The following is a 24,340-nucleotide window of genomic DNA, read 5'->3' as shown; positions in this document are numbered from 1 at the left end:
TCGACATTAGCGGGCGGATCCCGTCCCGGTGGCCCTCGTGACCTCGGGAGTCTCAGCGCCGGCGGGGGAGGCCGGTGCGGTACCGGTCGCCGTCAGCGCCTCCATGCCCTCAGCGGTCGAGACCGTCGCGAGGTCCGCCTCGCTCGCTGAGACGCGCTCGCTCGTCGTCATCCGGGTGAGCGGGTTGTTGGGGAGGAAGACGATCGCGATGAGGCTGATCACCGCGAGCGGGACCGCGATGAGGAACGAGTTCGCAATGGCCTGCGCGTAGATGTCCTCGAAGATGACGCGGACGGCCTCGGGCAGTTGCGCGACGTTCGGGATGGCGCCGGACTGCAGCTGCTCGGCGACCGATGCGCCCTTCTCTCCCAGCGACAAGACGGCCGCGGTGATGTCGTCCGTACGGGCGGCGACCAGGTTGGTCGCCGAGCTGGCAAGGGCGGCGCCCATCACCGACACGCCGATCGTGCCGCCCAGGCTGCGGAAGAACGTCACTCCCGAGCTGGCGACGCCGATCTCGGTCGGCTTCGCGGTGTTCTGCACGATGAGCACGAGGTTCTGCATCGTCATGCCGACGCCGGCACCGAGCAGGAACATGTACAGCGAGACGAGCACGAAGTTCGTGTCGTAGTGGATCGTCGACAGCAGGTACGAACCGGCGATGAGCAGGACGCCGCCGACCACGAGGTAGGGCTTCCAGTGCCCGTGCTTGGTGACGAGCCCACCGATCACGATCGACGCGATGAGCAGACCGGCGATCATCGGGATGGTCATGAGTCCCGCCTCGGTCGGGGTCGCGCCGCGTGCCATCTGCATGTACTGGCTGAGGAACACCGACGTGCCGAACATCGCGATGCCGATCGAGATCGACGCGATCACGGCGAGCGTGAAGGTGCGGTTGCGGAACATCGTGAGGGGGACGAGCGGCTCCTTCGAGCGCAGCTCGACGATCACGAACACCACCGCGGCCAGGAGGGCGCCACCCACCATGAGAATGGTCTGCGTGCTCCACCAGTCGTAGTCCGTGCCCGCGTTCGTGACCCAGATGAGCAGCAGCGAGACCGCCGTGGACAGCAGCACGATGCCGAAGTAGTCGATGCGCGCCTTCTGCTTGGGGCGGGCGGGCAGGTGCAGCGTGCGCTGCATCATGATGAGGGCGGCGACGGCGAACGGCAGGGCGATGAAGAAGTTCCAGCGCCAGTCGATGGTGTCCGTGATGAAGCCGCCGAGCAGCGGGCCGCCGACGGTCGCCACGGCCATCACCGCGCCGAACAGGCCCATGTAGCGGCCGCGCTCGCGCGGGCTGATGATGTCGGCCATGATGACCTGGCTCAGCGCCGCCAGTCCGCCGGCGCCGATGCCCTGCACGGCACGGAAGGCGATGAGCGTGCCGGGATCCTGCGAGAATCCGGCCGCGGCCGTCGCCAGCACGAAGATCACGATCGCGATCTGGATGAGCAGCTTGCGATTGAACAGGTCGGCGAGCTTGCCCCAGATCGGCGTCGAGATCGCGGTGGTCAGCAGCGTCGCCGTGACCACCCATGTGAACGCCGCCTGGTCGCCACCGAGGTCGTGGACGATGACCGGCAGGGAGGTCGAGACGACGGTGGATGCGAGCATCGAGACGAACATGCCCAGGAGCAGGCCGGTGAGCGCCTGCAGCACACGACGGTGCCGGCGCTGGTCTTCGGAGGAGGGAACCGTCTTGTCGGCGGCGGAGGTTGCCATGGAAATCCTTCGAACAGCGGTACGAGTGCGACGAACGCACGAAAGTCTTTGACTGGAGTCAACAGTTGTGAGAAGTCAACTATATACAAGTCGTTGATGTGTGTCAACTATTTGTTGCATCAAGATGGACTCGTGTTCAGTGTGGAACTGCTTCCGGACGGCCAGATCGATGCTGCCGTGCGCGAGGAATGGCGGCGCCTGCTGGACGCCGGTCTGCCGAGCGCCGGGATGCATGCCGCTCCGACGAATCGTCCCCACGTCACGGTGGCCGTTCGCGACGTGGTCGACGCTGCATCACTGGTTCCCCTTGCGGCCCTGCTTCCGATCCCACTGGAATTGGGAGGCGTCGTGCTGTTCGGCCGAGCGGAGAGATTCGTCCTGGCCCGCGCTGTGGTCGCCACGGAGCAGCTCCTCGAGTTCCACCGAGCCGTGGCCCATACGGTCGGCGCCCCCGAAGCGCGGTACGAGAACACCGCTCGCGACCGTTGGTCGCCGCACCTCACTCTGGCCCGACGGCTCCGCTCGGATCAGGTCGCGTCAGCCCTTCGTGCGCTCGCGATGCCGGCGCTGCAGGGCGCGCTCGACGGGCTTCGCGTGTGGGACTCGGCGGCCAAGCGCGTCACGGCCCTCCGCTGAAGCAGGCCCGTAACCTCGGGCCGCGAAGGGGGGAGGGGCAGCGAGGTTCAGTCGGCCAGGGCGAGGGCGCGGAACGGCTGCCGGGGTGCCGATGGCGGCTGCGGCGCGCGCTCCTCAGCTCGTCGTGATCGGGTCGTTCTCACGTAGAGCTCGTCGATCAGCGCCGTGGCCAGCCGTACCAGTTTGGCGATCTCGGCCTCGTCGCGGTCGACCCACGCGCACCGCGGCTCGTCGCCGACGGGGACGAAGCCGTTGTGCTGCTCCCACGCGACGAGCGTCCGCTCAGCGCCGAGAACGTGCTGCTGCCACCACACCTGGCGCAGGTAGGAGCGGGGGATGCTGCGCCACGACTTGTTGGTCGTCTTGATCTCGGCCAGGATCACACGCCCCGACGTATCGACGGCGATGCCGTCCGGCGTCGCGAGATGCCGCTTCTCGATGACGGCGTGGAAGAGGGCAGACGAGGGCTGGATGCCGTGGGTCGCCGCGACCCATGCGGCGATCTCGGGTTCACGCGCGCGCCCGTGGGCGGTGTAGGCATTGCCCGAGAACCCCGAGCCCATCAGCTTGGCGTCGGCGGCACGTGCGATCGCTCGCTCCGACGTGAGGGCTGCGACATCCGTCGCCGTGATGCCCCGTGACCTCGCACGGACCCAGGCCACACGGTCGCGGGAGTCCGCGACGATGCGGGCGGCGAGTTCGGGTGTCACGGATTCGAGCGTACGCCCGACCCGCGACGTCGCATGCCCGACATGCCTGCGCTCGCGGTAACCCCCTTGTTTTCGCGCGGTGTCGTGCCATCGTCGAATCATGGACACCATCACGAGCGAAGAGTTCCGTGCGCATCCGGGTGTCGAGGACTGGACTCCCGGCGCAGCCGGTGCCGTCGCCCACTTCCGTACCGGGAACTTCGCGACCGGGGCGCAGCTGTTCGCCGCCATCGCCGAACTCGCCGAGGAGGCCGATCACCACCCCGACGTGGACATCCGGTACGCATCGGTGCGTGTGACGCTCATGACGCACTCCGCCGGCGGACTGACCGCGAAGGACGCCGAGCTCGCGGCGCGCATCTCGGACGCCGCGCGGGAGCTCGACATCCCCGTCGAGCGGGCTACCTGATCCGACTCAGAAGGCGGCGGCGCCGGCCTCCGCGACGGTCTGGTCCTGTTCGCCGGAGCCGCCGCTGACGCCGACGGCGCCGATGACGACGCCGTCGCGGGAGAGTGGCACGCCGCCGGCGAAGATCGCGACCTTGCCGCCGTTGGTGGCGTGGATGCCGTAGAACTGCTGGTTCGGCTGGGCGTTGTCGCCGAGGTCCTTGGTCTGGATGTCGAAGGCCTTCGATGTCCACGCCTTGTTGATGGAGATGTTGACGCTCCCGATCCAGGCGCCGTCCTGACGGACGTGTGCGACGAGGTTGCCGCCGGCGTCCACGACGGCGATGTTCATGGGCTGGCCGATCTCGTCCGCGCGCTTCTCGGCGGCGGCGATGACGCGGCGGGCGTCTTCGAGGGTGACGGACATGTGGGTGTTCCTTTCGTGGGACGGATGCCTCGGGCCGAGGCATCCGGTGCCTGTCAGGTGGTCTGGATGTAGCCGTTGGGGTTGAGCACGTACTTCTTCGCCGCACCCTGGTCGAAGTCGGCGTAACCCCGCGGGGCATCCTCGAGCGGGAGAGAGGTGGCGCCGACGGCGTCGGCGATCGCGACCTTGTCGTGCAGGATCGCCATCATCAGCTGCCGGTTGTAGCGCATGACGGGGCATTGGCCGGTGGTGAACGAGAGCGACTTCGCCCACCCGAGTCCGAGGCGCAGCGAGAGCGATCCGACCTTGGCGGCCTCATCGATGCCGCCGGGGTCGCCGGTGACGTACAGACCAGGGATGCCGAGCGCACCGCCGGCCGCGGTGAGGTCCATGAGGGAGTTCAGCACGGTCGCTGGGGCCTCGTGGCTCGCGTCGGCGCCGTGGCCTCGGGCTTCGAAGCCGACCGCGTCCACGCCGGCATCGACCTCGGGAACGCCGAGGATCTGCTCGATCTGGTCCTTCGGGTCGCCCTGCGAGACGTTCACGGTCTCGCAGCCGAACGACCGCGCCCGGGCGAGCCGGTCCTCGTTGAGGTCGCCCACGATCACCACGGCGGCACCGAGGAGCTGCGCTCCGACGGCCGCAGCCAGCCCCACCGGTCCGGCGCCGGCGATGTACACCGTCGAGCCGGGACCCACGCCTGCGCTGTAGGCGCCGTGGAAGCCGGTGGGGAAGATGTCGGAGAGCATCGTCAGGTCGAGGATCTTCTCCAGCGCCTGGTCGCGGTCGGGGAACACCAGCAGGTTCCAGTCGGCGTAAGGCACGAGCACGTATTCGGCCTGGCCGCCCACCCAGCCGCCCATGTCGACGTACCCGTACGCGCTGCCGGGCCGGTCGGGATTGACGTTGAGGCAGATCCCGGTCTTGCCCTCCTTGCAGTTGCGGCACCGTCCGCACGCGATGTTGAACGGCACCGACACGATGTCGCCGACCTTGACGAACTCCACATCCGGACCGACCTCGACGACCTCGCCGGTGATCTCGTGACCGAGCACCAGCCCCGCGGGCGCCGTCGTGCGGCCGCGGACCATGTGCTGGTCCGAGCCGCAGATGTTCGTCGACACGGTGCGCAGGATCGCGCCATGCGGCACCTTCCTGCCGACGTTGGCCGGATTCACTCCGGGCCCGTCTTTCAGCTCGAAGGTCGGGTACTCCGTGTCGATGACCTCGACCTCGCCCGGGCCCTTGTAGGCCACCGCTCTGTTGGCGGACATCGTCGTCCCCTTCCGCCGCGCGACGGACATCATCGTGCGACTCTGTCGTGGTTGTGGCTCGATGCGAGCCTGTACCCAGAACAGCCGCGGCGCAACGGGGCGCGGTGCAGCAGCGGATGCCGCGATTTGGCCGTCGGCGCGGGATCACGTATCCTGGTGGAAGCCGAAGACCGCCGGTCATCGACGTGCGCGCAAGTGCACGAAGATCGAAGCTCTGCATCGCAGGGGCCCGCGCAGGTGTACGAACTTCATTGCTCCGTGCGCTTGCGCCGGAGCTTTTTCTTTGCCGTGAACCGATCGATGACCGGATGCCGAGGCCGACGCCCCGCCATCGTGGAGCGTCTCGTACACACAAGGAGTGGCCATGGCGCAGAAGGAAGCATCGGTCGCCGAGCTCACGAAGAATTTCGAGGACTCGACCGCCGTTCTGCTGACCGAGTACCGCGGTCTGACGGTTGCCCAGCTCAAGGAGCTGCGCAACAGCATTCGTCAGGACGCGGAGTACGCCGTGGTGAAGAACACGCTGACCAAGATCGCCGCGAACAACGCGGGGATCACGTCGCTGGACGACGACCTCAAGGGTCCGTCGGCCATCGCGTTCGTGCACGGCGACCCTGTCGCCGTCGCGAAGGGTCTGCGCGCCTTCGCCAAGGCACACCCTCTTCTCGTGATCAAGGGCGGCTACTTCGACGGTAACCCCCTGACCGCGGATGAGGTCACCAAGCTCGCCGACCTCGAAAGCCGTGAAGTCCTGCTGGCGAAGCTCGCCGGCGCGATGAAGGCCTCGCTGTTCGGCGCCGCCTATCTGTTCAACGCTCCGCTGTCGAAGGCCGTCCGTACGGTCGACGCGCTGCGTGAGAAGCAGGAGTCCGCGGCCTGACAACGGGCCACGGCATAGCAAATCCCCAAATCAAGGAGAAACATCATGGCTAAGCTCAGCACCGCAGAGCTGCTCGACGCGTTCAAGGAGCTCACGCTCATCGAGCTGTCGGAGTTCGTCAAGGCGTTCGAGGAGACCTTCGAGGTCACCGCTGCCGCTCCCGTCGCCGTTGCCGCCGCCGGCGCACCGGCCGGTGGCGCGCCCGCCGAAGAGGTCGAGGAGAAGGACTCGTTCGACGTCGTCCTCGAGGCTGCCGGCGACAAGAAGATCCAGGTCATCAAGGTCGTCCGCGAGCTCACCTCGCTCGGCCTCGGTGAGGCGAAGGCCGTCGTCGACGGTGCTCCCAAGGCCGTCCTCGAGGGCGCCAACAAGGAGACCGCCGACAAGGCGAAGGCCGCTCTCGAAGAGGCCGGCGCGACGGTTACCCTCAAGTAATCTCGCCCATTTCCACGAAGGCCCCGGATGCTGCGCATCCGGGGCCTTCGTCATGCCCGGGTACGATCCCAGAGATGAGATCGGACATGTTGCGAAATCCCTTTCTCACGGTTTGATCACGGCATAGGCCTGATTTTCCGGTCATGCTTGCGCTCCAGCATCCGGTGTGGTCATACTGAGAAAGCGCATTCCAGAATGCGCATTCTCACCCATCGACGACGATGACCGGAGGACACGGTGACGATGTCGCACCGCCCGAAAACGTGGCTGCCGCGCCGCGATCGCGGGGCCGCCGCATGAGCGCGATCAGCGAACTCGGAAAGCTGAAGTCGGCCAAGTCCGACGGCAAGAAGCAGAACAAGGCGGCCTATCTCTTCCTGGCTCCGTGGTTCGTCGGCCTGGTCCTGATCACGATCGGGCCGATGGTCGCCTCGTTCGGACTCTCGTTCACGCGGTACAACCTGCTGAGCCCGCCGAAGTGGATCGGGTTCGACAACTTCGCCCGGATGTGGGAGGACGAGCGTCTCCACAACGCCCTGCAGGTGACCTTCACCTATGTCTTCGTGTCGCTTCCTCTCCAGCTCGCCGTCGCGCTGTTCCTCGCGATCGTGCTGGACCGCGGGCTGCGCGGTCTGGCCTTCTACCGATCGGCGTTCTATCTGCCGTCGCTCCTCGGTGCGAGCGTCGCCATCGCCATCCTGTGGCGCCAGATCTTCGGGGTCGACGGACTGGTCAATCAGGTGCTGGCGTTCTTCGGCATCGAGGGTCAGGGGTGGATCTCGAGTCCCGACACGGCGCTGGGCACGCTCATGATCCTCAACGTCTGGACATTCGGCTCGCCGATGGTGATCTTCCTGGCGGGCCTCCGTCAGATCCCGACGATGTACTACGAGGCAGCCGACGTCGACGGGGCGAGCCGCCGGCAGCAGCTGTTCCGGATCACGGTGCCGCTGCTCACCCCGATCATCTTCTTCAACGCGGTGCTCCAGCTCATCGGCACGTTCCAGTCGTTCACCCAGGCCTACATCGTCTCGGGCGGCACCGGCGGCCCGGTCGACTCCACGCTCTTCTACACGCTGTACCTGTACCAGCAGGGCTTCACCAACTACAACATGGGCTACGCCTCGGCGATGGCGTGGCTGCTGCTGATCATCATCGGCATTCTGACCGTCCTGATGTTCTGGACCTCGAGGTTTTGGGTTTTCTACGATGACCAAGATTGACGACACCGCCACGACGGCCCCGCTCGCGACCGAGGCGATCGTGACCGGCCGCCCGCCGCGCTCGCGCCGCCGCAGCCCGTTCCGCAAGCCGGTCACGAGCGTCGTGCGCCACACGCTGCTCATCGCGCTGGCGCTGGTGATGCTCTATCCGGTGATCTGGATGGTGGTCAGCTCGCTGCGGCCGAACGCCGAGATCTTCCGCGACCCGACGATCTTCCCCGACAGCTTCGAGGTCTCCAACTACACCGACGGCTGGAACGCGCTGGCGTATCCCTTCAACGTCTACATGTGGAACTCGGCGATCATCGTGATCGGATGCATCGTCGGCAACCTGGTGTCCTGCTCGATGGCCGCGTACGCGTTCGCGCGGCTGCACTTCACCGCCAAGAGGTTCTGGTTCGCCGTGATGCTGCTGAGCATCATGCTCCCCATCCACGTGATCATCGTCCCGCAGTACGTGCTCTTCTCTCAGCTGGAATGGGTGAACACGTTCCTGCCGCTCATCGTGCCGAAGCTGCTGGCGACGGACGCGTTCTTCATCTTCCTGATGGTGCAGTTCATCCGCGGCATCCCGAAAGAGCTCGACGAGGCGGCCCGGATCGACGGCGCCGGCCACCCGCGCATCTTCCTGCAGATCATCCTGCCGCTGATGGTGCCGGCGCTCGCGACGACCGCAATCTTCACCTTCATCTGGACCTGGAACGACTTCTTCTCGCAGCTGATCTTCCTGACCAAGCCGGAGCTGTACACCGTCCCGCTGGCGCTGCGGTCGTTCGAAGACGCCCAGAGCTCGACCAACTATGCCCAGATGTTCGCGATGAGCGTCGTGTCGCTCATTCCGATCTTCCTGATCTTCCTGTTCGGCCAGAAGTTCCTCATCAAGGGGATCGCGACGACCGGGATCAAGTGACGCACGCGTCACGCACTGCTTCGCGGGCCGCCCGGCCCACCCTCATCACACGCACCAACACCCACTCACCGACTTCGGTCGAAAGGATGCAAGACATGCGACGCACCACAACCGCACCGCGCTGGTTGCTGCTGACCTCCGTCGGCGCAGCGACGATGCTGACGCTGACGGCATGCGCGGGGGCGACGGAGACGCCTGCCACCGGGCCGACGCTGTCCGACGAGCCCGTGACGCTCAGCTTCACATGGTGGGGCAACGACGTCCGCCACGGGATCACCGAGGAGCTCATCGCCGCCTTCGAGGCGGAGCACGAGAACATCACCATCGAGCCGCAGTACACCGACTGGGCCGGCTACTGGGACAAGCTGGCCACCACGGTGGCCGCCGGCGACGCCCCCGACATCATCCAGATGGACGAGAAGCAGCTGTCGACCTACGCGGCCAACGGCGTCCTGCTCGATCTCGGCACGCTCGGCGATTCGCTGCCGACCGACGACTTCCCCGAGTCGGTTCTGGGCACCGGCGCGCTGGACGGCACGCAGTACGGGATCCCGGTCGGCATCAACACCTACACCTACATGGCGAACGCCGACCTGCTCGAGAGCCTGGGCATCGAGATGCCCGACGACGAGACCTGGTCGTGGGAGGACTTCGCCGCGCTGGCGGAGGAGATCACCGCCGCCAGCGGCGGCGCGGTGATCGGCTCGCAGTCGTGGGGCTTCGAGGACGGCGGCCTGAACAACTGGCTGCGCCAGCACGGGGAGTCCCTGTACGCCGAGGACGGCTCGCCCGAGGTCACCGCGAGCGAGGAGACCCTGGCCGAGTGGTGGCAGCTCCTGCTCGACGTGACAGAGGCGGGCGGGACACCCGACCCGTCGGCCACCATCGAACGCGAGTCTGCGGGCCTCGCCGAGTCGTTCACGGCGACCAACCAGTCCGCCTTCGGCCCGTGGTGGTCGAACCAGGTCGCGGCGCTGCGCGACGCGAGCGGCCAGAATCTGGAGCCTCTCATGGTCCCGACCCCCGACGAGGGCGAGAGCGCAGCGGCCTACTACAAGCCGTCGATGTTCTGGTCGGCCTCGGCGAAGACCGAGCACCCGGGAGAGGTCGCCCTCTTCCTCGACTTCCTCGCGAACAGCGAGGAGGCGGCTGACCTGCTGCTGGCCGAGCGCGGTGTGCCCGCGAACGACAAGATCCGCGAGTACATCACGCCCAAGCTCGACGAGGTGAACCAGGAGGTCGTCGACTTCCTCGACAAGATCGCCCCGCGCGTCGGCGACGCGCCGCCGGCGACGCCCCCGGGCGGTGGCGCGATCGAGACGATCATCGATCAGCACACCCAGCGCGTGCTGTTCGGCGAGCTGACCCCGGAGGATGCGGCGGCGAGCTTCATCGAGGAGCTGCAGCGCGCGCTGGACGACGCCGCGATCTGACAAGGCCGGGTCGCGCCTGCCCGAGGCGCGACCCTCATACCCCGCACGGGGCCGGATCGAAGTGATGAGGGATCCGGCCCCGCGCGGCCCGCGCAGTGCGACGCGAATGCGCCGCATGCCGCCCCCGCACGCCCATGATGGAGACCAGGAGGAGGTCGCGTTGAGCGAGGTCACTTCGCGCCCGATCACGATGGCGCAGGTCGCGCAGTACGCCGGAGTGTCGCAGGCGTCGGTGTCGCGCGTCCTCAACGGCGTCGCGACGGTGGACCCCGCGATCGTGGCGAAGGTCAATCGCGCGGTCGCGGCGTTGAACTACTCGCCGAGCGAGGCGGCCCGCAGCCTGGTGCGCGGAAGCAGTCACACGATCGCGCTGCTGGTGCCCGATCTCGAGAACCCGCTCTTCCAAGGGGTCCTCAAAGGGCTGACCGTCGCCGCGGCACGCGACGGCTATCGCGTCCTGGTCGCCGACAGCGCCGAGGCGGTCGGTGTGGAAGCCGAGATCGCGAGCGAGGCGCGCAGCAAGTGCGATGCGCTCGTACTGGTGTCGCCCCGGATGCCGGATGCCGAGCTTCGCGACCTCATCCAGCGGACCACGCCCGTCGTGGTGGTCAACAGGCGCGTCGACGACAGCCCGGCCGCACAGCTCTCGGTCGACTACGTCTCGGCCGTCAAAGAGCTGGGCGTCCACCTGCGCGGCTTCGGCCACCGCCGGATCGCCTACGTCGCGGGACCCGCGCTCAGCTACGCCAACGAGCAGCGTGCCCAAGGGCTCGGCGAGCTCGCCCGCGAGCATCCGGATCTCGAGTTCCTCACCATCTCGGCCGGCTCGAGCATGGAGGCCGGCTACGACGCCGCCGACGCGGTGCTCGAGACGGGGGCCACTGCGGCGATCGCCTTCAACGACCTCGTCGCGCTCGGCCTGCTGTCGCGATTGCGCGAGGTCGGCGTCGAAGTCCCCGAGCAGTTGTCCATCGTCGGGATCGACGACATCCCGCAGTCCCGTTTCGCCGCCCCACCGCTGACGACCATGTCGGTCCCGCGGATCGAGATCGGGCGGCAGGCTTGGAATCGCATGCGTCAAGCGCTGGAAGGCGAGAGCGCCGACCACCCCCTCTTCTACCGTCCCGTCCTCGTGCCGCGCCGCAGCTCCGGCCCCGCCTCCCACGCCAGCGGCTGGGTGGGCCCGGCCCGTCCCGTGCTGCGCCTGGGGTCCACTGTGGTGGCTCAGTACGAGGAGGGCACCAGCGTGGACTCGGTGCTGTCGCCGCGCCCGTTCCTCGACCGCGTCGTCTCGCGTGCCGGCACGCCGTTGTCGGTCACCGAGCCCACCGACCACCCGCACCACCTGGGCGTGAGCCTGGCGATCCCCGATGTCAACGGCACCTCGTACTGGGGTGGGCGCACATACGTGCGCGGCGAAGGGTCGATCATGGTGCCCAACCACGGCCGGCAGCGCCGCGACAGGCTCCACATCGACGGGCATTCGCTCGACGAGCGCCTGAGCTGGGTCGACGAGCACGGCACGACGCAGCTCGTCGAGGTGCGCGAACTGCGCTCGGCCGAGCTCGCGAACGGCTGGGCGCTGCGCTGGCGCAGCCGGCTCAAGGCCACGCTCGACGCGATCACGTTCGGATCGCCGGCCACGAACGGTCGCGAGGGCGCCGGCTACGGCGGCATCTTCTGGCGATTCGCGCCGGAGATCGCGCGCGTGTTCAGCCCGGCGGGCGACACCGAACGCGACGTTCACGGTGCGACCACCCCGTGGCTGGCCTTCACCTTCCCGGACCGGGGCACGACGACCGTGCTGCTGCAGGGCGAGGAGCGGCTGCCGTGGTTCGTGCGCTTCGCGGAGTACCTCGGGGCAGGCCCTGCCGTGGCGTGGGATGCGCCGCGCATGATCCCCGAGGGCGGGGAGCTCGCCCTCGAGCTGACGGCGTTCGTCCTGGATGAGGAGCTCGCCGACGCGTCCGCCGTCGAGGCGGTGCTTCCCGGCCTGCGTGCCGAGGCGGGACTGTGACCGGTCGTCTGCGCGTGGGCGTCGCCGGTGTGCACGGGCACGGCCGGAGCCACGTGGACGCCGCGCTCGCGCTGCCCGCGGATGTGGAGCTCGTCGCCGTCGCCGACCCCCGGGGCGGCGGCGACGTTCCCACGTCGACGAGGGTCTTCGGCGACGCCGCGGACATGATCGACGAGGCCGGTCTCGACATCGTCGTCCTGAGCACGCCGATCCCTACGCATGCCGAACTCGCGCTGCGGGCTCTCGCCGGCGGTGCGCACGTGCTGCTCGAGAAGCCGCCGGTGCCGTCGGTCGCCGATCATGTGAGGCTGACGAGCGCAGCGGATGCCGCAGCCCGCGCGGTGCAGGTCGGCTTCCAGTCGCTGGGGAGCACCGGGGTGCCCGCGACGGCGGCGGCCGTGGCATCCGGAGCCATCGGCGACGTGCTGCACTACGGCGCGGTCGGGCTGTGGTCGAGGTCGGAGCAGTATTGGCGTCGCACGGCGTGGGCGGGTCACCGGGTGCGGGACGGCCGGCTGGTCGCCGACGGCGTGGTGACGAATCCTCTGGCGCATGCCGTGGCGACGGCGTTCGCGATCGCGGGTGCGCACGCGCCGGCCGACGTCGTGACCGTCGAGACCGATCTGCGTCGCGCGAACGACATCGAGACCGACGACACCTCTTCGCTCGTGGTCGAGCTGCGGGCCGGGTACCGCATGGCCGCCGGGCTCGCAGTGACAGCACCCCGGCGGCACGAGCCGTACGTGCTGGTGCGGGGCACGCGGGGGCACCTCGTCTACCACTACACAGCGGACACGCTGCACGTGTTCCGTGACGGTGCGCCGCTGCCCCGCACGTACGAGTTCACGCGCACCGGGCTTCTGGCCGATCTCGTGGCGCACGCTCGCGGGGGAGCGCCGCTCCTGGCACCACTGCATCGCACCGGCGCGTTCACCCGCGTTCTCGAGGAGATCGTCGGCTCTCCGGCGCCGGCTCGCATCGATCCGGCACTGGTGCGGGTCGCCACCGCGGGCGACGAGACCTTCCGCATCGTCGACGGGATCGAGGATGCCGCGGAGCGCGTGGCCTGGGAGGCCAAGACGTTCCGTGAGCTCGGCGCTCTCTGAGCGTGCCGGTCAGCGGCGCGGGCCCACGCCGACGATCGCGGAGGCGTCGTCGTCGACCGAGGCGGTGGAGTTGCGCACCACCAGGGGCGATGCCTCGTAGATGCGGTGCGTCGGCGCGGCGGGATCATCCAGCTGCCACATGAGCAGCTGCACGGCGGCGCGCCCTTGCTGGTGCGGTCGCTGCTGCAGCGTCGTCAGCGAGAACATGTCGGCGTAGGCGTGATCATCGATGCCCACGACGCTCAGCCGGTCGGGCACGCGGATTCCGAGCCGGCGCGCGGCGATGATCGCTCCGACGGCGACCTCGTCGCACACGCCGACGATGCCGGTGGGACGCGTCCGGCGGTCGCCGAGCAGTTCGACGGCCGCACCGTACCCGCCGGGCAGGGTGACCTCGGAACTCACATGGCGGGCGGATGCCTCGAGCCCGGCATCCCGCATCGCCGCCAGGTACCCCTCGCGGCGGCGTGCGTCGCCGAAGCTCGTCCGCCGCCCCTCCGGGTCGCCGCCGAGGAACGTGATGGACCGGTGCCCGAGCCCGATCAGGTGGTCGGTGGCGATACGTCCTGCCGCTTCGTCGTCGATCGAGATGGCATTGGTGCCGGCGTCGTAGCCGCCGACGCTCACGACGGGCTTGCCGAAGGCCACCAGTCGTTCCAGCTCCCGGGCGTTCGGTTCGATGCCCACCGCGATGAGGCCGTCGAACCTCTTGCGCGCGAGGAAGTGCTCGAACATCTGGCGTCGCGCGACCGATTCCGGCGGAGCGCCGTAGAGGGCGAGGTCGTACTGGCGCTCCAGCAGCGCATCCTGGATGCCCTCGAGTACCTGAGCGAAGAACCAGCGGTCGAGCGAAGGCATGACGACGCCGACGGTCTGGGTACGACCGGTCACGAGGCTCACCGCGCTGGTGGTGGGGACGTAGCCGAGGGCGGCCGCGGCATCCTGCACCCGGGACCGGGTCGCCTGCGAGACGTACCCCGCTCCGGTCAGTGCGCGGGACGCCGTCGACTTCGACACGCCTGCCAGACGCGCCACGTCGGCGATCCCCGCCATCGGGTCCTCCTCGCGGTCCCGCGGACGCCGCCGTCACGCGGGTGAATGGAACCGGTTCCAGCGACCATTGTGCCGCGTGCCCTGGTAGCGCGCCACCCTGATCCCGCTGTTTACCGAGTTGTGATCCTGAGAGATTGTGCCGTTCCCGCACATCCCCTAGCGTGAGCATGGAATCGGTTCCCGAAGGAACGCGCGGAGGCCGGCAAGGACGCTCCGCGATCTCGACGAGGAGGACGCATGAGGATTCACAGACGCGGTCGCGTGCTTGCGGCGGTGGCGGGCGTGGGCATCGCGACGCTCGCACTCGCCGGCTGCACGGGCGACATGGAAGAGGGCGGCGGCGAGGCCGACTGCTCCGATTACGAGGAGTACGGCACCTTCGAGGATGCCGCGGTCACGATCGGCGGCACGATCCTCGACCTCGAGGCTGACCGCCTGGTGGAGTCGTGGAGCGACTTCGCCGAGTGCACGGGCATCGAGATCGACTACCAGGGCTCGAGCGAGTTCGAAGCTCAGATCGCGGTGCTCGCCGAGGGCGGCAACGCGCCCGACATCGGCATCGTGCCGCAGCCCGGTCTGCTGGCGCGTCTCGCCCAGGGTGGCTGGCTGATCCCGGCGTCCGAAGCGGTCGAGGCCAACGTGGACGAGTTCTGGTCCGAGGACTGGAAGACCTACGGCACGTACGACGGCACGTTCTACGCGGCGCCGCTGATGGCGAGCATCAAGGGGTACATCTGGTACTCGCCGACGGAGTTCGAGGAGAACGGCTGGGAGATCCCCGCGACGCTGGACGACCTGTCGGCGCTGTCGCAGGAGATCGCTGACGCCGGCGACCACAAGCCGTGGTGCGTGGGCCTGGAGTCCGGTGAGGCCACCGGCTGGCCCGGCACCGACTGGATCGAGGACTACATGCTGCGCCTGCACGGCGCCGACGTGTACGACCAGTGGGTGACCCACGGGATCCCGTTCAACGACCCGCAGGTCGTCGAGGCGTTCGACGCCGTCGGGGAGTACCTCAAGAACGACGACATGGTGAACGGCGGCATCGGCGACGTGTCGACGCAGATCAGCGAGGCCTTCCAGACGGCTGGCTTGCCGATCCTCGACGGCGAGTGCTCGCTGCACCACCAGGCGTCGTTCTACGAGACGTTCTGGAACCCGGAGGGCGGCGACGAGGTCCAGGTGGCGTCGGACGGCGACATCTTCGGCTTCCTCCTGCCTCCGGCGAACGCCGAGGACCCGCTGTCCGTCACCGGCGGTGGCGAGTTCCCGGTCGCGTTCCGCGACGCCGAAGAGGTGGAGGCGGTGCGCGCCTACCTGTCGAGCGACACGTGGGCGAACAACCGCGTCAGCCTCGGCGGCGTGATCAGCGCCAACACGGGCGTCGACCCCGAGAACGCGTCGAGTGAACTGCTCGTGCAGTCGATCGAGATCCTGCAGGATCCCGAGACGACGTTCCGGTTCGACGGATCCGACCTGATGCCCGGTGCCGTCGGCGCCGCGTCGTTCTGGCAGGGCATCGTCGAATGGGTGGGTGGCGCAGACACCCAGTCGGTGGTCAACGAGATCGAGGCGAGCTGGCCCGCCAGCTAGCTCGCCGGTGAGATGTCCGAGGCGGGACGCTCCCGCCTCGGACATCTCCCACCCCTCGCGCGGCCGGCGGCCGTCGCGTGCTCCCTTCGAAGACGAAGCAAGAGAGGCGATCGATGACTACCGGCGATCTGCTGGGCAAGATCCTCCAGGTGGTGATGGGCCTCGCGGTGTTCGCCGCGATCGTGGGGGTGCTCATCCTGCTGATGGGTCGCTCACCCAAGAAGGGCCGGGACTACTGGCAGCTGCTGTGGTTCCTGCTCCCCGCTCTCGTCCTGCTCGCGATCGGGCTGGTGTGGCCGGCGATCCGCACGACGGGGCTGGCGTTCCTCGACTCATCGGGCAATTTCAGCTGGACGAACTTCGTGTGGATGTTCACCCAGCCGGCCGCGATCCGCACGCTGATCAACACGGTGGTGTGGGTGCTGCTGGTCCCGACGTTCTCCACCGCACTCGGCCTCGCATACGCGGTCTGGATCGACAAGTCCCGCGGTGAGCGCTATTACAAGGCGCTCGTCTTCATGCCGATGGCGATCTCGTTCGTGGGCGCCGGCATCATCTGGCGCTTCGTGTACGAATACCGCTCGGGCGAGCGCGAGCAGATCGGCCTTCTCAACGCCCTCGTGGTGGCGTTCGGCGGAGACCCGGTCCAGTGGATGCAGTCCGACCCGATCAACACCGTGCTGCTCATCGTCGTGATGATCTGGATCCAGACCGGATTCGCGATGGTGGTGCTCAGCGCCGCCATCAAGGGCATCCCGACCGAGCAGATCGAAGCGGCCATGCTCGACGGCACGAATCCCTGGCAGCGGTTCCGAAACGTCACGGTCCCCGGCATCCGCGGATCGCTGGTCGTGGTGCTGACTACCATCTCGATCGCGACGCTGAAGGTCTTCGACATCGTCCGCACCATGACCGGCGGAAACTTCAACACCAGCGTCGTGGCCAACGAGATGTACGTGCAGGCCTTCCGCGCGAGTGAGATCGGCCGAGGATCGGCGCTCGCGGTGATCCTGTTCATCCTCGTGCTGCCGATCGTCATCTACAACGTCAACGTGCTCCGCAAGCAGAGGGAGATCCGATGAGCAGCGTGGCCCCCGTCGACCTGCCCGTCGACAAGGATCAGGATGCCTACCAGGAGGCCATCGCCGGAACGAAGGGCGGGCGGGCCAAGAAGCGCCTGACGTCCCGCACGGCCACCGTCGCCGCGCTCATCATCGCGGTGCTGTGGACGATCCCGACGTTCGGGCTCCTCATCTCGTCGTTCCGGCCGGCCGAGCTCATCCAGACGACCGGCTGGTGGACGATCTTCCAGAACCCCGGCTTCACGCTCGACAACTACCGCGACGTGCTGCTCTCGCCGTCGCAGTCGTCGCCGCAGCTGGGCGCCTACTTCGTCAACTCGCTCGCGATCGCGATCCCGGCGACGATCTTCCCGCTGGTCTTCGCATCGATGGCCGCTTACGCGTTCGCCTGGATCCGGTTCCGCGGTTCGGGGTGGCTGTTCGTCTTCATCTTCGCGCTGCAGATCGTGCCCATCCAGATGGCGCTGGTGCCGTTGCTGCAGACCTTCTCGACCTGGCTGCGGCCGGGCCAGGAGTGGTTGCACGACATCATTCCCATCATCCCGGTGCAGAACTACCTTCCGCTGTGGATCGCGCACACGATCTTCGCGCTGCCGCTGACGATCTTCCTGCTGCACAACTTCATCTCCGAGATCCCCGGCGAGGTCATCGAGGCCGCGCGCGTGGACGGGGCCAGCCACACCCAGATCTTCCTGCGCATCATCCTCCCGCTGGCGACGCCGGCGATCGCGTCGGTGGCGATCTTCCAGTTCCTGTGGGTGTGGAACGACCTGCTGGTCGCGCTGATCTTCTCCGGCGGCACGCAGGACGTGGCGCCGCTCACGCAGCGGCTGGCCGAGATGGTCGGATCGCGAGGACAGGATTGGCAGCGCCTGACGGCGGGTGCGTTCGTCTCGCTGGTCGTGCCGCTGATCGTGTTCTTCTCGTTGCAGCGCTACTTCGTACGGGGCCTGCTGGCCGGCAGTACGAAGGGGTGACGTTCAGCCCGCGCAGCCCAGCCGCGCCTGGATCGACTGCATCGCGTCGATCTCGGCGGTCTGACCGGCGGCGATGCTCTCGGCGACGGTGAGCGCGCGGGCGTCGGTGCCCAGCTCGATGAGCGCCTCGGCCATCGGGATCGCTCCCTCGTGATGCCGGATCATCAGCGAGAGGAACAAGCAGTCCGCCTCCTGACCTGTCGCGTCCTCGAGCGCGTCGAGCTCGTCGTCCGACGCCATGCCCATGGCTTCGCGCGCCTCTTCGTCGGTCATCGGCTCGCCGGCGGGCACGCCATGTGCGTGGCCCGCGTCGGAGTCCGACATCCAGGCCATCATCGGTTCGGAGCCCGCTTGCGAGAGCCCCCACTGCACGAGCCAGTCGTACATCTCGCCGCGCTGGCCGGACTGGCCGGTGGCGATGTCGTACGCCAGGACGCGCACTTCCTCGTCGTCGGTCTTCCGGTAGATCTCCATCGCCATCTCGATGGCCTGCGAGTGGTGCACCTGCATGTCGCGCGCGAACCCCGCCTCGGGCGAACTGGTGCCGGGGGCGGCCGCCCCCTGCGCGCCGAAGGTCGAGAACCGGCCGACGGCGAACGCGATCGCGCCGATCGCGAGGAGCACGAGCGCGATCGCCCACCAGCGCAGCGGACGCTGCGCCGGCGTCGCGTCGTCGCTCACGCCGCTACTGCTTGCCGGGGGCGTCGAGCGCGCCGCTGCAGGACGCGTTCGGCTCGGGCACGTTCTGGCTGCGCCAGTACTCCTCGAAGAACTGGCCGACACGCTCGTCGTCCGCGGAGTCGAGCTTCAGCTGATGGTTCCAGGCGGACAGCACGATGGGCGAGTCGAGCCCCTCGTACGGTGAGAGGACGACATAGCTCGAGGGCAGTTCCGCCCTGAGCGTCGAGAGCTCGTCGTCCGACAGGGCGTCGGCGTCGTACGTGACCCAGATCGCGCCATGCTCCATGGAGTGCACGGCGTTCTCGTTGGGAACGGGCTGGTCGTAGATGCCGCAGTTGAGCCACATCGCGTTGTGCGGGCCGCCGGCGGGCGGCGACTGCTCGTAGTCGACCTCGCCGTCCACGTGCTCGGTCGTGTTCTCGAACGTCTCGACACCCTCGATCTCGACGCCGTCGCTGCCTGCCTCGTACTCCTTGGGCGGCGGCGGTGCGAAGACGATGGATGCCACGATGAGGCCGATGATCACGATGGCGGCCGTCGAGCCGACGATCCACCACACCAGCTTGCTGCGGCGGCGCTTGGCGAGCTGCCTCTGGTACTCGGCCAGCTTCTCCTGGCGCTTCTGCTCGCGCTGCTGCTTGACCGTCAGGTTGATCTGAGCCTGGGTCGCGGGGTTGCCGCTGTTGCGCTTGTCGGCGGGGGTCATGTGTGCGTGATCTCCACTATCGGCGAAGGGCTCGGGCGCCCGGCATGGCAGTCCGCGGGCAGGAGACGGACTGCCCTCATCCTATGCGAGCGCATGCGATGCCGACTGGGAGGCGACCGACAGTGCGATAGCATCGAACTTCGAATCGATTCGAACCCGCCGCCTCTCTCGAAACGACACACGTTGCTCGATACCGCCTCCGTTCCCGTTCAGCGCCCCGACGACCGCGCACCCATCGTCGACCGCCAGCCCACCTCGACCGGCGCCATCCGCACCCTGGGGAGCAACCCGGCCACCGCGCCGATCGTGCTCCACCCCGGCGACTCCATCTCGACGCGTCGCCGCGTGCTCTACATCATCCTGCTCGGAGCGCTCACGGCCCTCGGTCCCTTCACGATCGACCTCTACCTGCCGGCGTTCCCCGCGCTGGAGGAGGACTTCCAGACGACGGCCGCCGCGATCCAGCTGACGCTCACCGGGACGATGATCGGCTTCGCGCTCGGCCAGCTCATCGTGGGTCCGCTCAGCGACAAGGTCGGCCGGCGGCTGCCGCTTCTCGTGGTGACGGCGCTCCACGTGGTGGCGAGCGTCGCGGCGGCCCTCGCGCCGTCGCTCGAACTGCTCTCGGTCGCGCGCGTCTTCATGGGCGCCGGCGCTGCGGCCGGCGGGGTCGTCGCCGCGGCGATCGTGCGCGATCTGTTCGGCGGACGCCGGCTCGTCGTGATGCTCTCGCGCCTCGCGCTGGTCTCGGGCGTCGCGCCCGTCCTGGCGCCGCTCGTCGGCTCGGCCCTGCTGCTCGTGGTGTCATGGCGCGGAATCTTCGTCGTGCTCGCGATCTACGGGGCGGTGATGCTCGTCTCGGCGATCGTCTTCCTGCCCGAGACCCTGCCCAAGGCTCGCCGGCACGAGAGGGGCGCGACCACCATCTGGCAGCGCTACCGCAGCGTCTTCAGTGACCGCGTGTTCATCGGCGTGCTCATCATCGGCGGAATGACCTTCTCGGGACTGTTCTCGTATCTGTCGGCCTCGCCGTTCCTGTTCCAGGTGACCTACGCCTTCGACCCGCAGCAGTACGGCGTGCTGTTCGCCGTCAACTCGCTGGGCGTCGTGCTCGGCGTCCAGGCGGCGGCCCGCCTCGCGGCGCGGTTCGGGCCCCAGTGGGTTCTCGCCTGGTCGACCGCGGTGCTGCTGGTCGCGGCATCCGTCATCATCCTCGCCGACCAGCTCGGCCTCGGTCTGTGGGGCACGGTCGTGCCGCTGTTCGTCTTCATGACGGCGTGCGGGTTCTCGTTCCCGTGCGTGCAGGTGCTCGCCCTCGACCGGCACGGCAAGGCTGCCGGCACGGCCCAGTCGGTCGTGGGCGCGACGAACTTCGGCGTCGCGGGACTCATCTCGCCGCTCGTCGGCTGGATCGCGAGGGATGCCGGCATCACGGCGACCACGATGGCCACGGTGATGGTGGGGTGCGCAGTGATCGGCGTGCTGGCGCTGTGGCTCATCGTCCGGCCGCGTTCCGTCGCGCGGCTCACGCCGTGACTCAGGCCTGCGACTCCCGCACAGGCTGCAGCCGGAACAGGCGCACCTGCCGCCCGGATGACCGCTCGTAGTTGCGGTAGCCCGGCCACTGCGTCTCGATTCGCGCCCACACCGCATCGCGCTCGTCATCGGGCACGAGGCTGGCCCGCACCGGCATGCGGCGTCCGCGCACCGTGATCGCGGCATCCGGATTCGCGATGAGATTCGAGGTCCACGCGGGATGCCGGGCGCCGGCGAAGTTCGTGCCGGCCACGATGGCGCGTCCCTGACCGTCGGGCGTGTACATGAGCGGGGCGTCGCGCGGTTCGCCGGATCGCGCCCCGACGGTGTGGAGCACGAGCGAGGGCACGAGCAGCGCGCTCACCTGCACGCGTCCGCGCGAGACCCACGTGACGAATCGCTCGAGCGGCGGGAGCAGCGCGGGTCCGAGCACGCGGCGGAACAGCCGGGTGCGCGTGAGAGGCGCGATGGCGGCGCGCACGACATCGACGACGGAGGTCATGGCACTCATCATCACAGATGGTCTCGACCGGCCGCACTGCTGCGAAAACACGGGTCGGTGACCGCGACGCGCCGCTGGCGCGGCCCTGGCGCGGCGTGTCGCCGTGACGGACTGGTGTTTTCGCACGTGGGACGGGAAGGAAGCGAGGTCGAGGGGACCGGATGGCCGAGGTGGCGGGAGCGGATTGTGGGCCTGGACAGGCAGAATGGGGCGATGACGGAAGGGCAGCGGCGGATCGGGGGGACCGTTACGGCGCTCCTGGTGGTCGGCGGCGCGCTGACCGCGCTCGCCTGCCTGCTCGGATGGTGGATCCTCGCGCGCGGTGATCAGCCGTTCGGCATCGACGTGTCGTGGAACGCGCAGGTGACGGCGTGGTTCCACCCGGCGCTGCTGGGCTTCTCGCGCGTCATGAACTGGGTCGGGGGCGGCTGGTTCGGCGTGCTCGTGGTGCCGATCGGCGGCGCGATCGGGCTCGTCCTGCTGCGAAGGCCCTGGGCGGCGGCGTACTTCCTCGCCGCGGAGGCCGTCTCGGCCGGCGGGGTGCAGGTGCTCAAGCACCTGTTCGGCCGGGTGCGCCCCGAAGAGATCCTCGTCGTGTCGGACTACGGGTCGTATCCCTCGGGTCACGTCGCCAACGCCGCGACGCTCGCGGTGGCCGCGGTGGTGATCTTCCCTCGGATCTGGGTCGCCGTGGTCGGGGCCGCCTGGGTGGTGCTGATGGCGTTCAGCCGCACGTATCTGCACGCGCACTGGCTGAGCGACACCCTCGGCGGGGCCCTCATCGGGGCGGGAGCGGCCCTGCTGGTGGCTGCGGCATTCGCCGTGCCGATGGCGCGGGAGAGAACGGATGCCCCGGCTAAGAGCCCGTGGCTAGGCTGAGCGCATGATCCCCACGCCCCCACCAGCCGCCGCTGGCGCGTCGCCCGGAGCCTCCGGGCGCGTGGGCCCAGCGCCCGAGTCGCCCGCATCGTCCGATCCCGTCGCCCCCGCCGCCGACAGCGCTGTCGCCGCCGCCGAGGCTGAACTGGCCCGCCTGCGCGCCGAGGCCGAGGCGGCCGAGGCCCAGCTGAAGGCCGCCCAGGCCAAGGCCGCCCTCGCCGCCGCCGAGGCCGCCGCCGCCAAGTCCCGCGCCGCCACCCCCCAGCCCACCCAGCCCCCCTCGCCCGCCACCACTTCGACCCCCGCAGACGCCTCTGAAGCGCAAGCAGGGGGTCCAACCCCGGCCCCCACGACATCAGGGCCCGCGGGAGCGCCCGCCGGTCCCGAAGCAACGCAGGAACAATCTCCCCAACCAACCATTCCGGCTACTGAAGAAGCTGCTCCCGAATCAAAGCAGCAACAAACTCCCCAACCAACCACTTCTCAAACCGAACCCGGCCCACTGAACCAGGAGCAGATCCAGAAGATCACCAACGGGTACACGTTCGACTCAGAATCTGCCACCCTCGACCTCGGCGCCCTCGTCAACGGCGACCCCGTCCCGTCCGCGCAGATCCGCATCCCGCTGGGCATGATGAACCGGCACGGCCTCGTCGCGGGCGCGACGGGCACGGGCAAGACACGCACATTGCAGGGTCTCGCCGAGCAGCTGGCCGCGAAGGGCGTGCCGGTGTTCGCCGCCGACATCAAGGGCGACCTGTCCGGAGTGGCGACTCCTGGTGAGCCCAGTGAGAAGCTGCTGTCGCGCACGCAGGGCATCGGGCAGGACTGGAAGCCCGAGGCCTCGGTCACCGAGTACTTCGCTCTCGGCGGCATCGGCAAGGGCGTGCCGGTGCGGGCCACCGTCTCGGGATTCGGACCGCTGCTGCTGAGCAAGGTGCTCGGACTCAACGACACGCAGGAGTCGAGTCTGGGCCTGGTCTTCCACTACGCCGACGCCAACGGCCTCGCGCTCGTCGATCTGTCCGACCTGCGCGCGGTGCTGACCCATCTCACGAGCGACGAGGGCAAAGCCGAGCTGAAGGACCTCGGCGGCCTGTCGGCGGCGACGGCAGGCGTCATCCTGCGCGAGCTCATCACCTTCGCCGACCAGGGCGCCGACGTGTTCTTCGGCGAGCCCGAGTTCGAGGTGACCGACTTCCTGCGCACGGCGCCGGACGGCCGCGGAGTCATCAGTCTGCTCGAGGTGCCGGGTGTGATCGACAAGCCCGCGCTGTTCTCGACGTTCCTGATGTACCTGCTCGCCGAGCTGTTCGAGCTGCTGCCCGAGGTGGGCGATCCCGACAAGCCCAAGCTGGTGTTCTTCTTCGACGAGGCGCACCTGCTGTTCAAGGACGCGTCGAAGGACTTCCTCGCCGCGATCGTGCAGACGGTGCGGCTCATCCGCTCGAAGGGGGTCGGTGTGTTCTTCGTGACGCAGACTCCCAAGGACGTCCCATCGGATGTGCTGGCACAGCTCGGCTCGCGGGTGCAGCACGCGCTGCGGGCGTTCACCCCCGACGACGCGAAGGCGCTGAAGGCGACGGTGGGCACGTATCCGAAGTCCGGCTACGACCTGGAGCGCGTTCTGCAGGAACTCGGCACGGGCGAGGCGATCGTCACCGTGATGAGCGAGAAGGGCGCGCCGACCCCCGTCGCGTGGACGCGCCTGCGTGCGCCGCTCGGCCTGATGTCACCGACCCCCGACCCCGTGATCGAGGCCGCCGTGAAGGCGTCCCCGCTGCTGGCAAAGTACGGCACCGCGATCGACCGCGAATCGGCTCGTGAGATCCTGACGGCCAAGATGAAGGCGGCCGACGAGGCGGCCGCGGCCGAGGAGGCGGCGCTCGAGAAGGCCAGGATCGACGCCGAACTCGCCAAGCAGCAGGCTGCGATCGACAAGGCGAACGCCGCCGCGGAGAAGAAGGCGCAGCAGGAGTACGAACGCCTGCTCAAGAAGACCTCGGGCACCACCCGCACGTCGAGCCGCTCACGGGCGGCGGAGAAGTCGCCGATCGAGCAGATTCTGAACTCCAAGACGACCCAGACGATACTGGGCGGAGTGATCCGCGGGATGTTCGGCACCGGCAAGCGCTGAACCCACTCGCCCGTGGGCCGTTCCCGGA

23 protein-coding genes are annotated in these 24,340 nt (G+C 68.5%); 15 read left to right on the top strand and 8 right to left on the bottom strand.

The annotated features are described in order from the left end of the window. Positions 1–6: 6 nt before the first annotated feature. On the bottom strand, positions 7–1,728 hold the full coding sequence (locus HF576_RS03600; protein WP_168911388.1) for an MDR family MFS transporter: 1,722 nt from the start codon (positions 1,726–1,728) through the stop codon (positions 7–9). Between the two features lie 132 nt (positions 1,729–1,860). Here HF576_RS03600 and HF576_RS03595 point away from each other — a divergent pair, with 132 nt between their 5' ends. Beyond that, on the top strand, positions 1,861–2,364 hold the full coding sequence (locus HF576_RS03595) for a 2'-5' RNA ligase family protein (protein WP_168911387.1): 504 nt from the start codon (positions 1,861–1,863) through the stop codon (positions 2,362–2,364). A 47-nt stretch (positions 2,365–2,411) separates the two neighbouring features. Here the strand turns inward: HF576_RS03595 and HF576_RS03590 are convergent, their stop codons facing one another. Then, complete coding sequence (locus HF576_RS03590; RefSeq protein ID WP_168911386.1) at positions 2,412–3,074, bottom strand: YqaJ viral recombinase family protein; 663 nt, start codon at positions 3,072–3,074, stop codon at positions 2,412–2,414. A gap of 100 nt (positions 3,075–3,174) precedes the next feature. On the opposite strand from HF576_RS03590, the gene HF576_RS03585 reads away from it, so the two are divergent. Further along, positions 3,175–3,483, top strand: coding sequence for a 4a-hydroxytetrahydrobiopterin dehydratase (locus HF576_RS03585; RefSeq protein WP_168911385.1), 309 nt, complete (start codon positions 3,175–3,177; stop codon positions 3,481–3,483). Positions 3,484–3,489: 6 nt separating this feature from the next. On the opposite strand, the gene HF576_RS03580 is transcribed toward HF576_RS03585, so the two are convergent. After that, on the bottom strand, positions 3,490–3,888 hold the full coding sequence (locus HF576_RS03580) for a GlcG/HbpS family heme-binding protein (protein ID WP_168911384.1): 399 nt from the start codon (positions 3,886–3,888) through the stop codon (positions 3,490–3,492). A 53-nt stretch (positions 3,889–3,941) separates the two neighbouring features. Further along, a complete protein-coding gene (fdhA, locus tag HF576_RS03575; RefSeq protein WP_168911383.1) occupies positions 3,942–5,162 on the bottom strand; it encodes a formaldehyde dehydrogenase, glutathione-independent in 1,221 nt (406 codons plus the stop codon). Between the two features lie 364 nt (positions 5,163–5,526). On the opposite strand from fdhA, the gene rplJ reads away from it, so the two are divergent. The 7 genes from rplJ to HF576_RS03540 all read left to right on the top strand — a co-directional run bounded on the left by rplJ (position 5,527) and on the right by HF576_RS03540 (position 13,166). Next, positions 5,527–6,042 (top strand): 50S ribosomal protein L10, encoded by a 516-nt coding sequence (gene rplJ, locus HF576_RS03570; protein ID WP_168911382.1) that lies wholly within the window; start codon positions 5,527–5,529, stop codon positions 6,040–6,042. 45 nt (positions 6,043–6,087) lie between these two features. Further along, complete coding sequence (gene rplL, locus HF576_RS03565) at positions 6,088–6,477, top strand: 50S ribosomal protein L7/L12 (RefSeq protein ID WP_168911381.1); 390 nt, start codon at positions 6,088–6,090, stop codon at positions 6,475–6,477. Between the two features lie 296 nt (positions 6,478–6,773). Continuing rightward, on the top strand, positions 6,774–7,700 hold the full coding sequence (locus HF576_RS03560; protein ID WP_168911380.1) for a carbohydrate ABC transporter permease: 927 nt from the start codon (positions 6,774–6,776) through the stop codon (positions 7,698–7,700). Then, positions 7,687–8,610 carry a carbohydrate ABC transporter permease gene (locus HF576_RS03555; RefSeq protein ID WP_168911379.1) on the top strand — a complete coding sequence of 308 codons (924 nt, stop codon included), beginning with the start codon at positions 7,687–7,689 and terminating at the stop codon, positions 8,608–8,610. The genes HF576_RS03560 and HF576_RS03555 overlap by 14 nt, the downstream gene beginning before the upstream one ends. A gap of 95 nt (positions 8,611–8,705) precedes the next feature. Further along, positions 8,706–10,043: an ABC transporter substrate-binding protein gene (locus tag HF576_RS03550; RefSeq protein ID WP_168911378.1), complete on the top strand. Its 1,338-nt coding sequence runs from the start codon at positions 8,706–8,708 to the stop codon at positions 10,041–10,043. A gap of 160 nt (positions 10,044–10,203) precedes the next feature. After that, on the top strand, positions 10,204–12,060 hold the full coding sequence (locus HF576_RS03545) for a DUF6807 family protein (RefSeq protein WP_168911377.1): 1,857 nt from the start codon (positions 10,204–10,206) through the stop codon (positions 12,058–12,060). After that, positions 12,057–13,166, top strand: a complete 1,110-nt coding sequence (locus HF576_RS03540) for a Gfo/Idh/MocA family oxidoreductase (protein WP_168911376.1) — start codon at positions 12,057–12,059, stop codon at positions 13,164–13,166. Before HF576_RS03545 ends, HF576_RS03540 begins: the two co-directional genes overlap by 4 nt. Before the next feature lie 9 nt (positions 13,167–13,175). Here the strand turns inward: HF576_RS03540 and HF576_RS03535 are convergent, their stop codons facing one another. Continuing rightward, positions 13,176–14,219, bottom strand: a complete 1,044-nt coding sequence (locus HF576_RS03535; RefSeq protein WP_168911375.1) for a LacI family DNA-binding transcriptional regulator — start codon at positions 14,217–14,219, stop codon at positions 13,176–13,178. Between the two features lie 237 nt (positions 14,220–14,456). On the opposite strand from HF576_RS03535, the gene HF576_RS03530 reads away from it, so the two are divergent. From HF576_RS03530 to HF576_RS03520, 3 genes are all read left to right on the top strand, one after another. Next, a complete protein-coding gene (locus HF576_RS03530; protein WP_168911374.1) occupies positions 14,457–15,812 on the top strand; it encodes an ABC transporter substrate-binding protein in 1,356 nt (451 codons plus the stop codon). A 113-nt stretch (positions 15,813–15,925) separates the two neighbouring features. After that, positions 15,926–16,894 (top strand): carbohydrate ABC transporter permease, encoded by a 969-nt coding sequence (locus tag HF576_RS03525; RefSeq protein ID WP_168911373.1) that lies wholly within the window; start codon positions 15,926–15,928, stop codon positions 16,892–16,894. Further along, positions 16,891–17,871, top strand: a complete 981-nt coding sequence (locus HF576_RS03520) for a carbohydrate ABC transporter permease (protein WP_168911372.1) — start codon at positions 16,891–16,893, stop codon at positions 17,869–17,871. The genes HF576_RS03525 and HF576_RS03520 overlap by 4 nt, the downstream gene beginning before the upstream one ends. 3 nt (positions 17,872–17,874) lie before the next feature. On the opposite strand, the gene HF576_RS03515 is transcribed toward HF576_RS03520, so the two are convergent. Together HF576_RS03515 and HF576_RS03510 are read right to left on the bottom strand one after the other, a co-directional pair. Continuing rightward, positions 17,875–18,552, bottom strand: coding sequence for a DUF305 domain-containing protein (locus tag HF576_RS03515; RefSeq protein WP_168911371.1), 678 nt, complete (start codon positions 18,550–18,552; stop codon positions 17,875–17,877). Between the two features lie 4 nt (positions 18,553–18,556). After that, positions 18,557–19,258, bottom strand: a complete 702-nt coding sequence (locus tag HF576_RS03510) for a thioredoxin-like domain-containing protein (RefSeq protein WP_168911370.1) — start codon at positions 19,256–19,258, stop codon at positions 18,557–18,559. A 183-nt stretch (positions 19,259–19,441) separates the two neighbouring features. Between HF576_RS03510 and HF576_RS03505 the strand changes: the two genes are divergently transcribed. Next, positions 19,442–20,794 carry a multidrug effflux MFS transporter gene (locus HF576_RS03505; protein ID WP_205834664.1) on the top strand — a complete coding sequence of 451 codons (1,353 nt, stop codon included), beginning with the start codon at positions 19,442–19,444 and terminating at the stop codon, positions 20,792–20,794. 1 nt (position 20,795) lies between these two features. On the opposite strand, the gene HF576_RS03500 is transcribed toward HF576_RS03505, so the two are convergent. Beyond that, positions 20,796–21,296, bottom strand: a complete 501-nt coding sequence (locus HF576_RS03500) for a nitroreductase family deazaflavin-dependent oxidoreductase (protein ID WP_168911369.1) — start codon at positions 21,294–21,296, stop codon at positions 20,796–20,798. A 213-nt stretch (positions 21,297–21,509) separates the two neighbouring features. Between HF576_RS03500 and HF576_RS03495 the strand changes: the two genes are divergently transcribed. After that, entirely contained in the window at positions 21,510–22,175 is a 666-nt protein-coding gene (locus tag HF576_RS03495; RefSeq protein WP_168911368.1) for a phosphatase PAP2 family protein, read from the top strand. 4 nt (positions 22,176–22,179) lie between these two features. Further along, positions 22,180–24,312, top strand: coding sequence for a helicase HerA-like domain-containing protein (locus HF576_RS03490; protein ID WP_168911367.1), 2,133 nt, complete (start codon positions 22,180–22,182; stop codon positions 24,310–24,312). The last annotated feature ends 28 nt before the right edge of the window (positions 24,313–24,340 follow it).

This window comes from Microbacterium salsuginis, from assembly GCF_012524205.1.
In the GTDB taxonomy this organism is placed as follows: domain Bacteria; phylum Actinomycetota; class Actinomycetes; order Actinomycetales; family Microbacteriaceae; genus Microbacterium; species Microbacterium salsuginis.
This window is presented reverse-complemented; position numbering and strand designations above follow the sequence as displayed.

Coding starts and splice junctions, on each gene's coding strand:
- HF576_RS03495 (WP_168911368.1), top strand. CDS start 21,510: ATGACGGAAGGGCAGCGGCGGATCGGGGGGACCGTTACGGCGCTCCTG.
- HF576_RS03550 (WP_168911378.1), top strand. CDS start 8,706: ATGCGACGCACCACAACCGCACCGCGCTGGTTGCTGCTGACCTCCGTC.
- rplJ (WP_168911382.1), top strand. CDS start 5,527: ATGGCGCAGAAGGAAGCATCGGTCGCCGAGCTCACGAAGAATTTCGAG.
- HF576_RS03560 (WP_168911380.1), top strand. CDS start 6,774: ATGAGCGCGATCAGCGAACTCGGAAAGCTGAAGTCGGCCAAGTCCGAC.
- HF576_RS03585 (WP_168911385.1), top strand. CDS start 3,175: ATGGACACCATCACGAGCGAAGAGTTCCGTGCGCATCCGGGTGTCGAG.
- HF576_RS03510 (WP_168911370.1), bottom strand. CDS start 19,258: ATGACCCCCGCCGACAAGCGCAACAGCGGCAACCCCGCGACCCAGGCT.
- HF576_RS03490 (WP_168911367.1), top strand. CDS start 22,180: ATGATCCCCACGCCCCCACCAGCCGCCGCTGGCGCGTCGCCCGGAGCC.
- HF576_RS03520 (WP_168911372.1), top strand. CDS start 16,891: ATGAGCAGCGTGGCCCCCGTCGACCTGCCCGTCGACAAGGATCAGGAT.
- fdhA (WP_168911383.1), bottom strand. CDS start 5,162: ATGTCCGCCAACAGAGCGGTGGCCTACAAGGGCCCGGGCGAGGTCGAG.
- HF576_RS03500 (WP_168911369.1), bottom strand. CDS start 21,296: ATGACCTCCGTCGTCGATGTCGTGCGCGCCGCCATCGCGCCTCTCACG.
- HF576_RS03580 (WP_168911384.1), bottom strand. CDS start 3,888: ATGTCCGTCACCCTCGAAGACGCCCGCCGCGTCATCGCCGCCGCCGAG.
- HF576_RS03535 (WP_168911375.1), bottom strand. CDS start 14,219: ATGGCGGGGATCGCCGACGTGGCGCGTCTGGCAGGCGTGTCGAAGTCG.
- rplL (WP_168911381.1), top strand. CDS start 6,088: ATGGCTAAGCTCAGCACCGCAGAGCTGCTCGACGCGTTCAAGGAGCTC.
- HF576_RS03600 (WP_168911388.1), bottom strand. CDS start 1,728: ATGGCAACCTCCGCCGCCGACAAGACGGTTCCCTCCTCCGAAGACCAG.
- HF576_RS03555 (WP_168911379.1), top strand. CDS start 7,687: ATGACCAAGATTGACGACACCGCCACGACGGCCCCGCTCGCGACCGAG.
- HF576_RS03530 (WP_168911374.1), top strand. CDS start 14,457: ATGAGGATTCACAGACGCGGTCGCGTGCTTGCGGCGGTGGCGGGCGTG.
- HF576_RS03525 (WP_168911373.1), top strand. CDS start 15,926: ATGACTACCGGCGATCTGCTGGGCAAGATCCTCCAGGTGGTGATGGGC.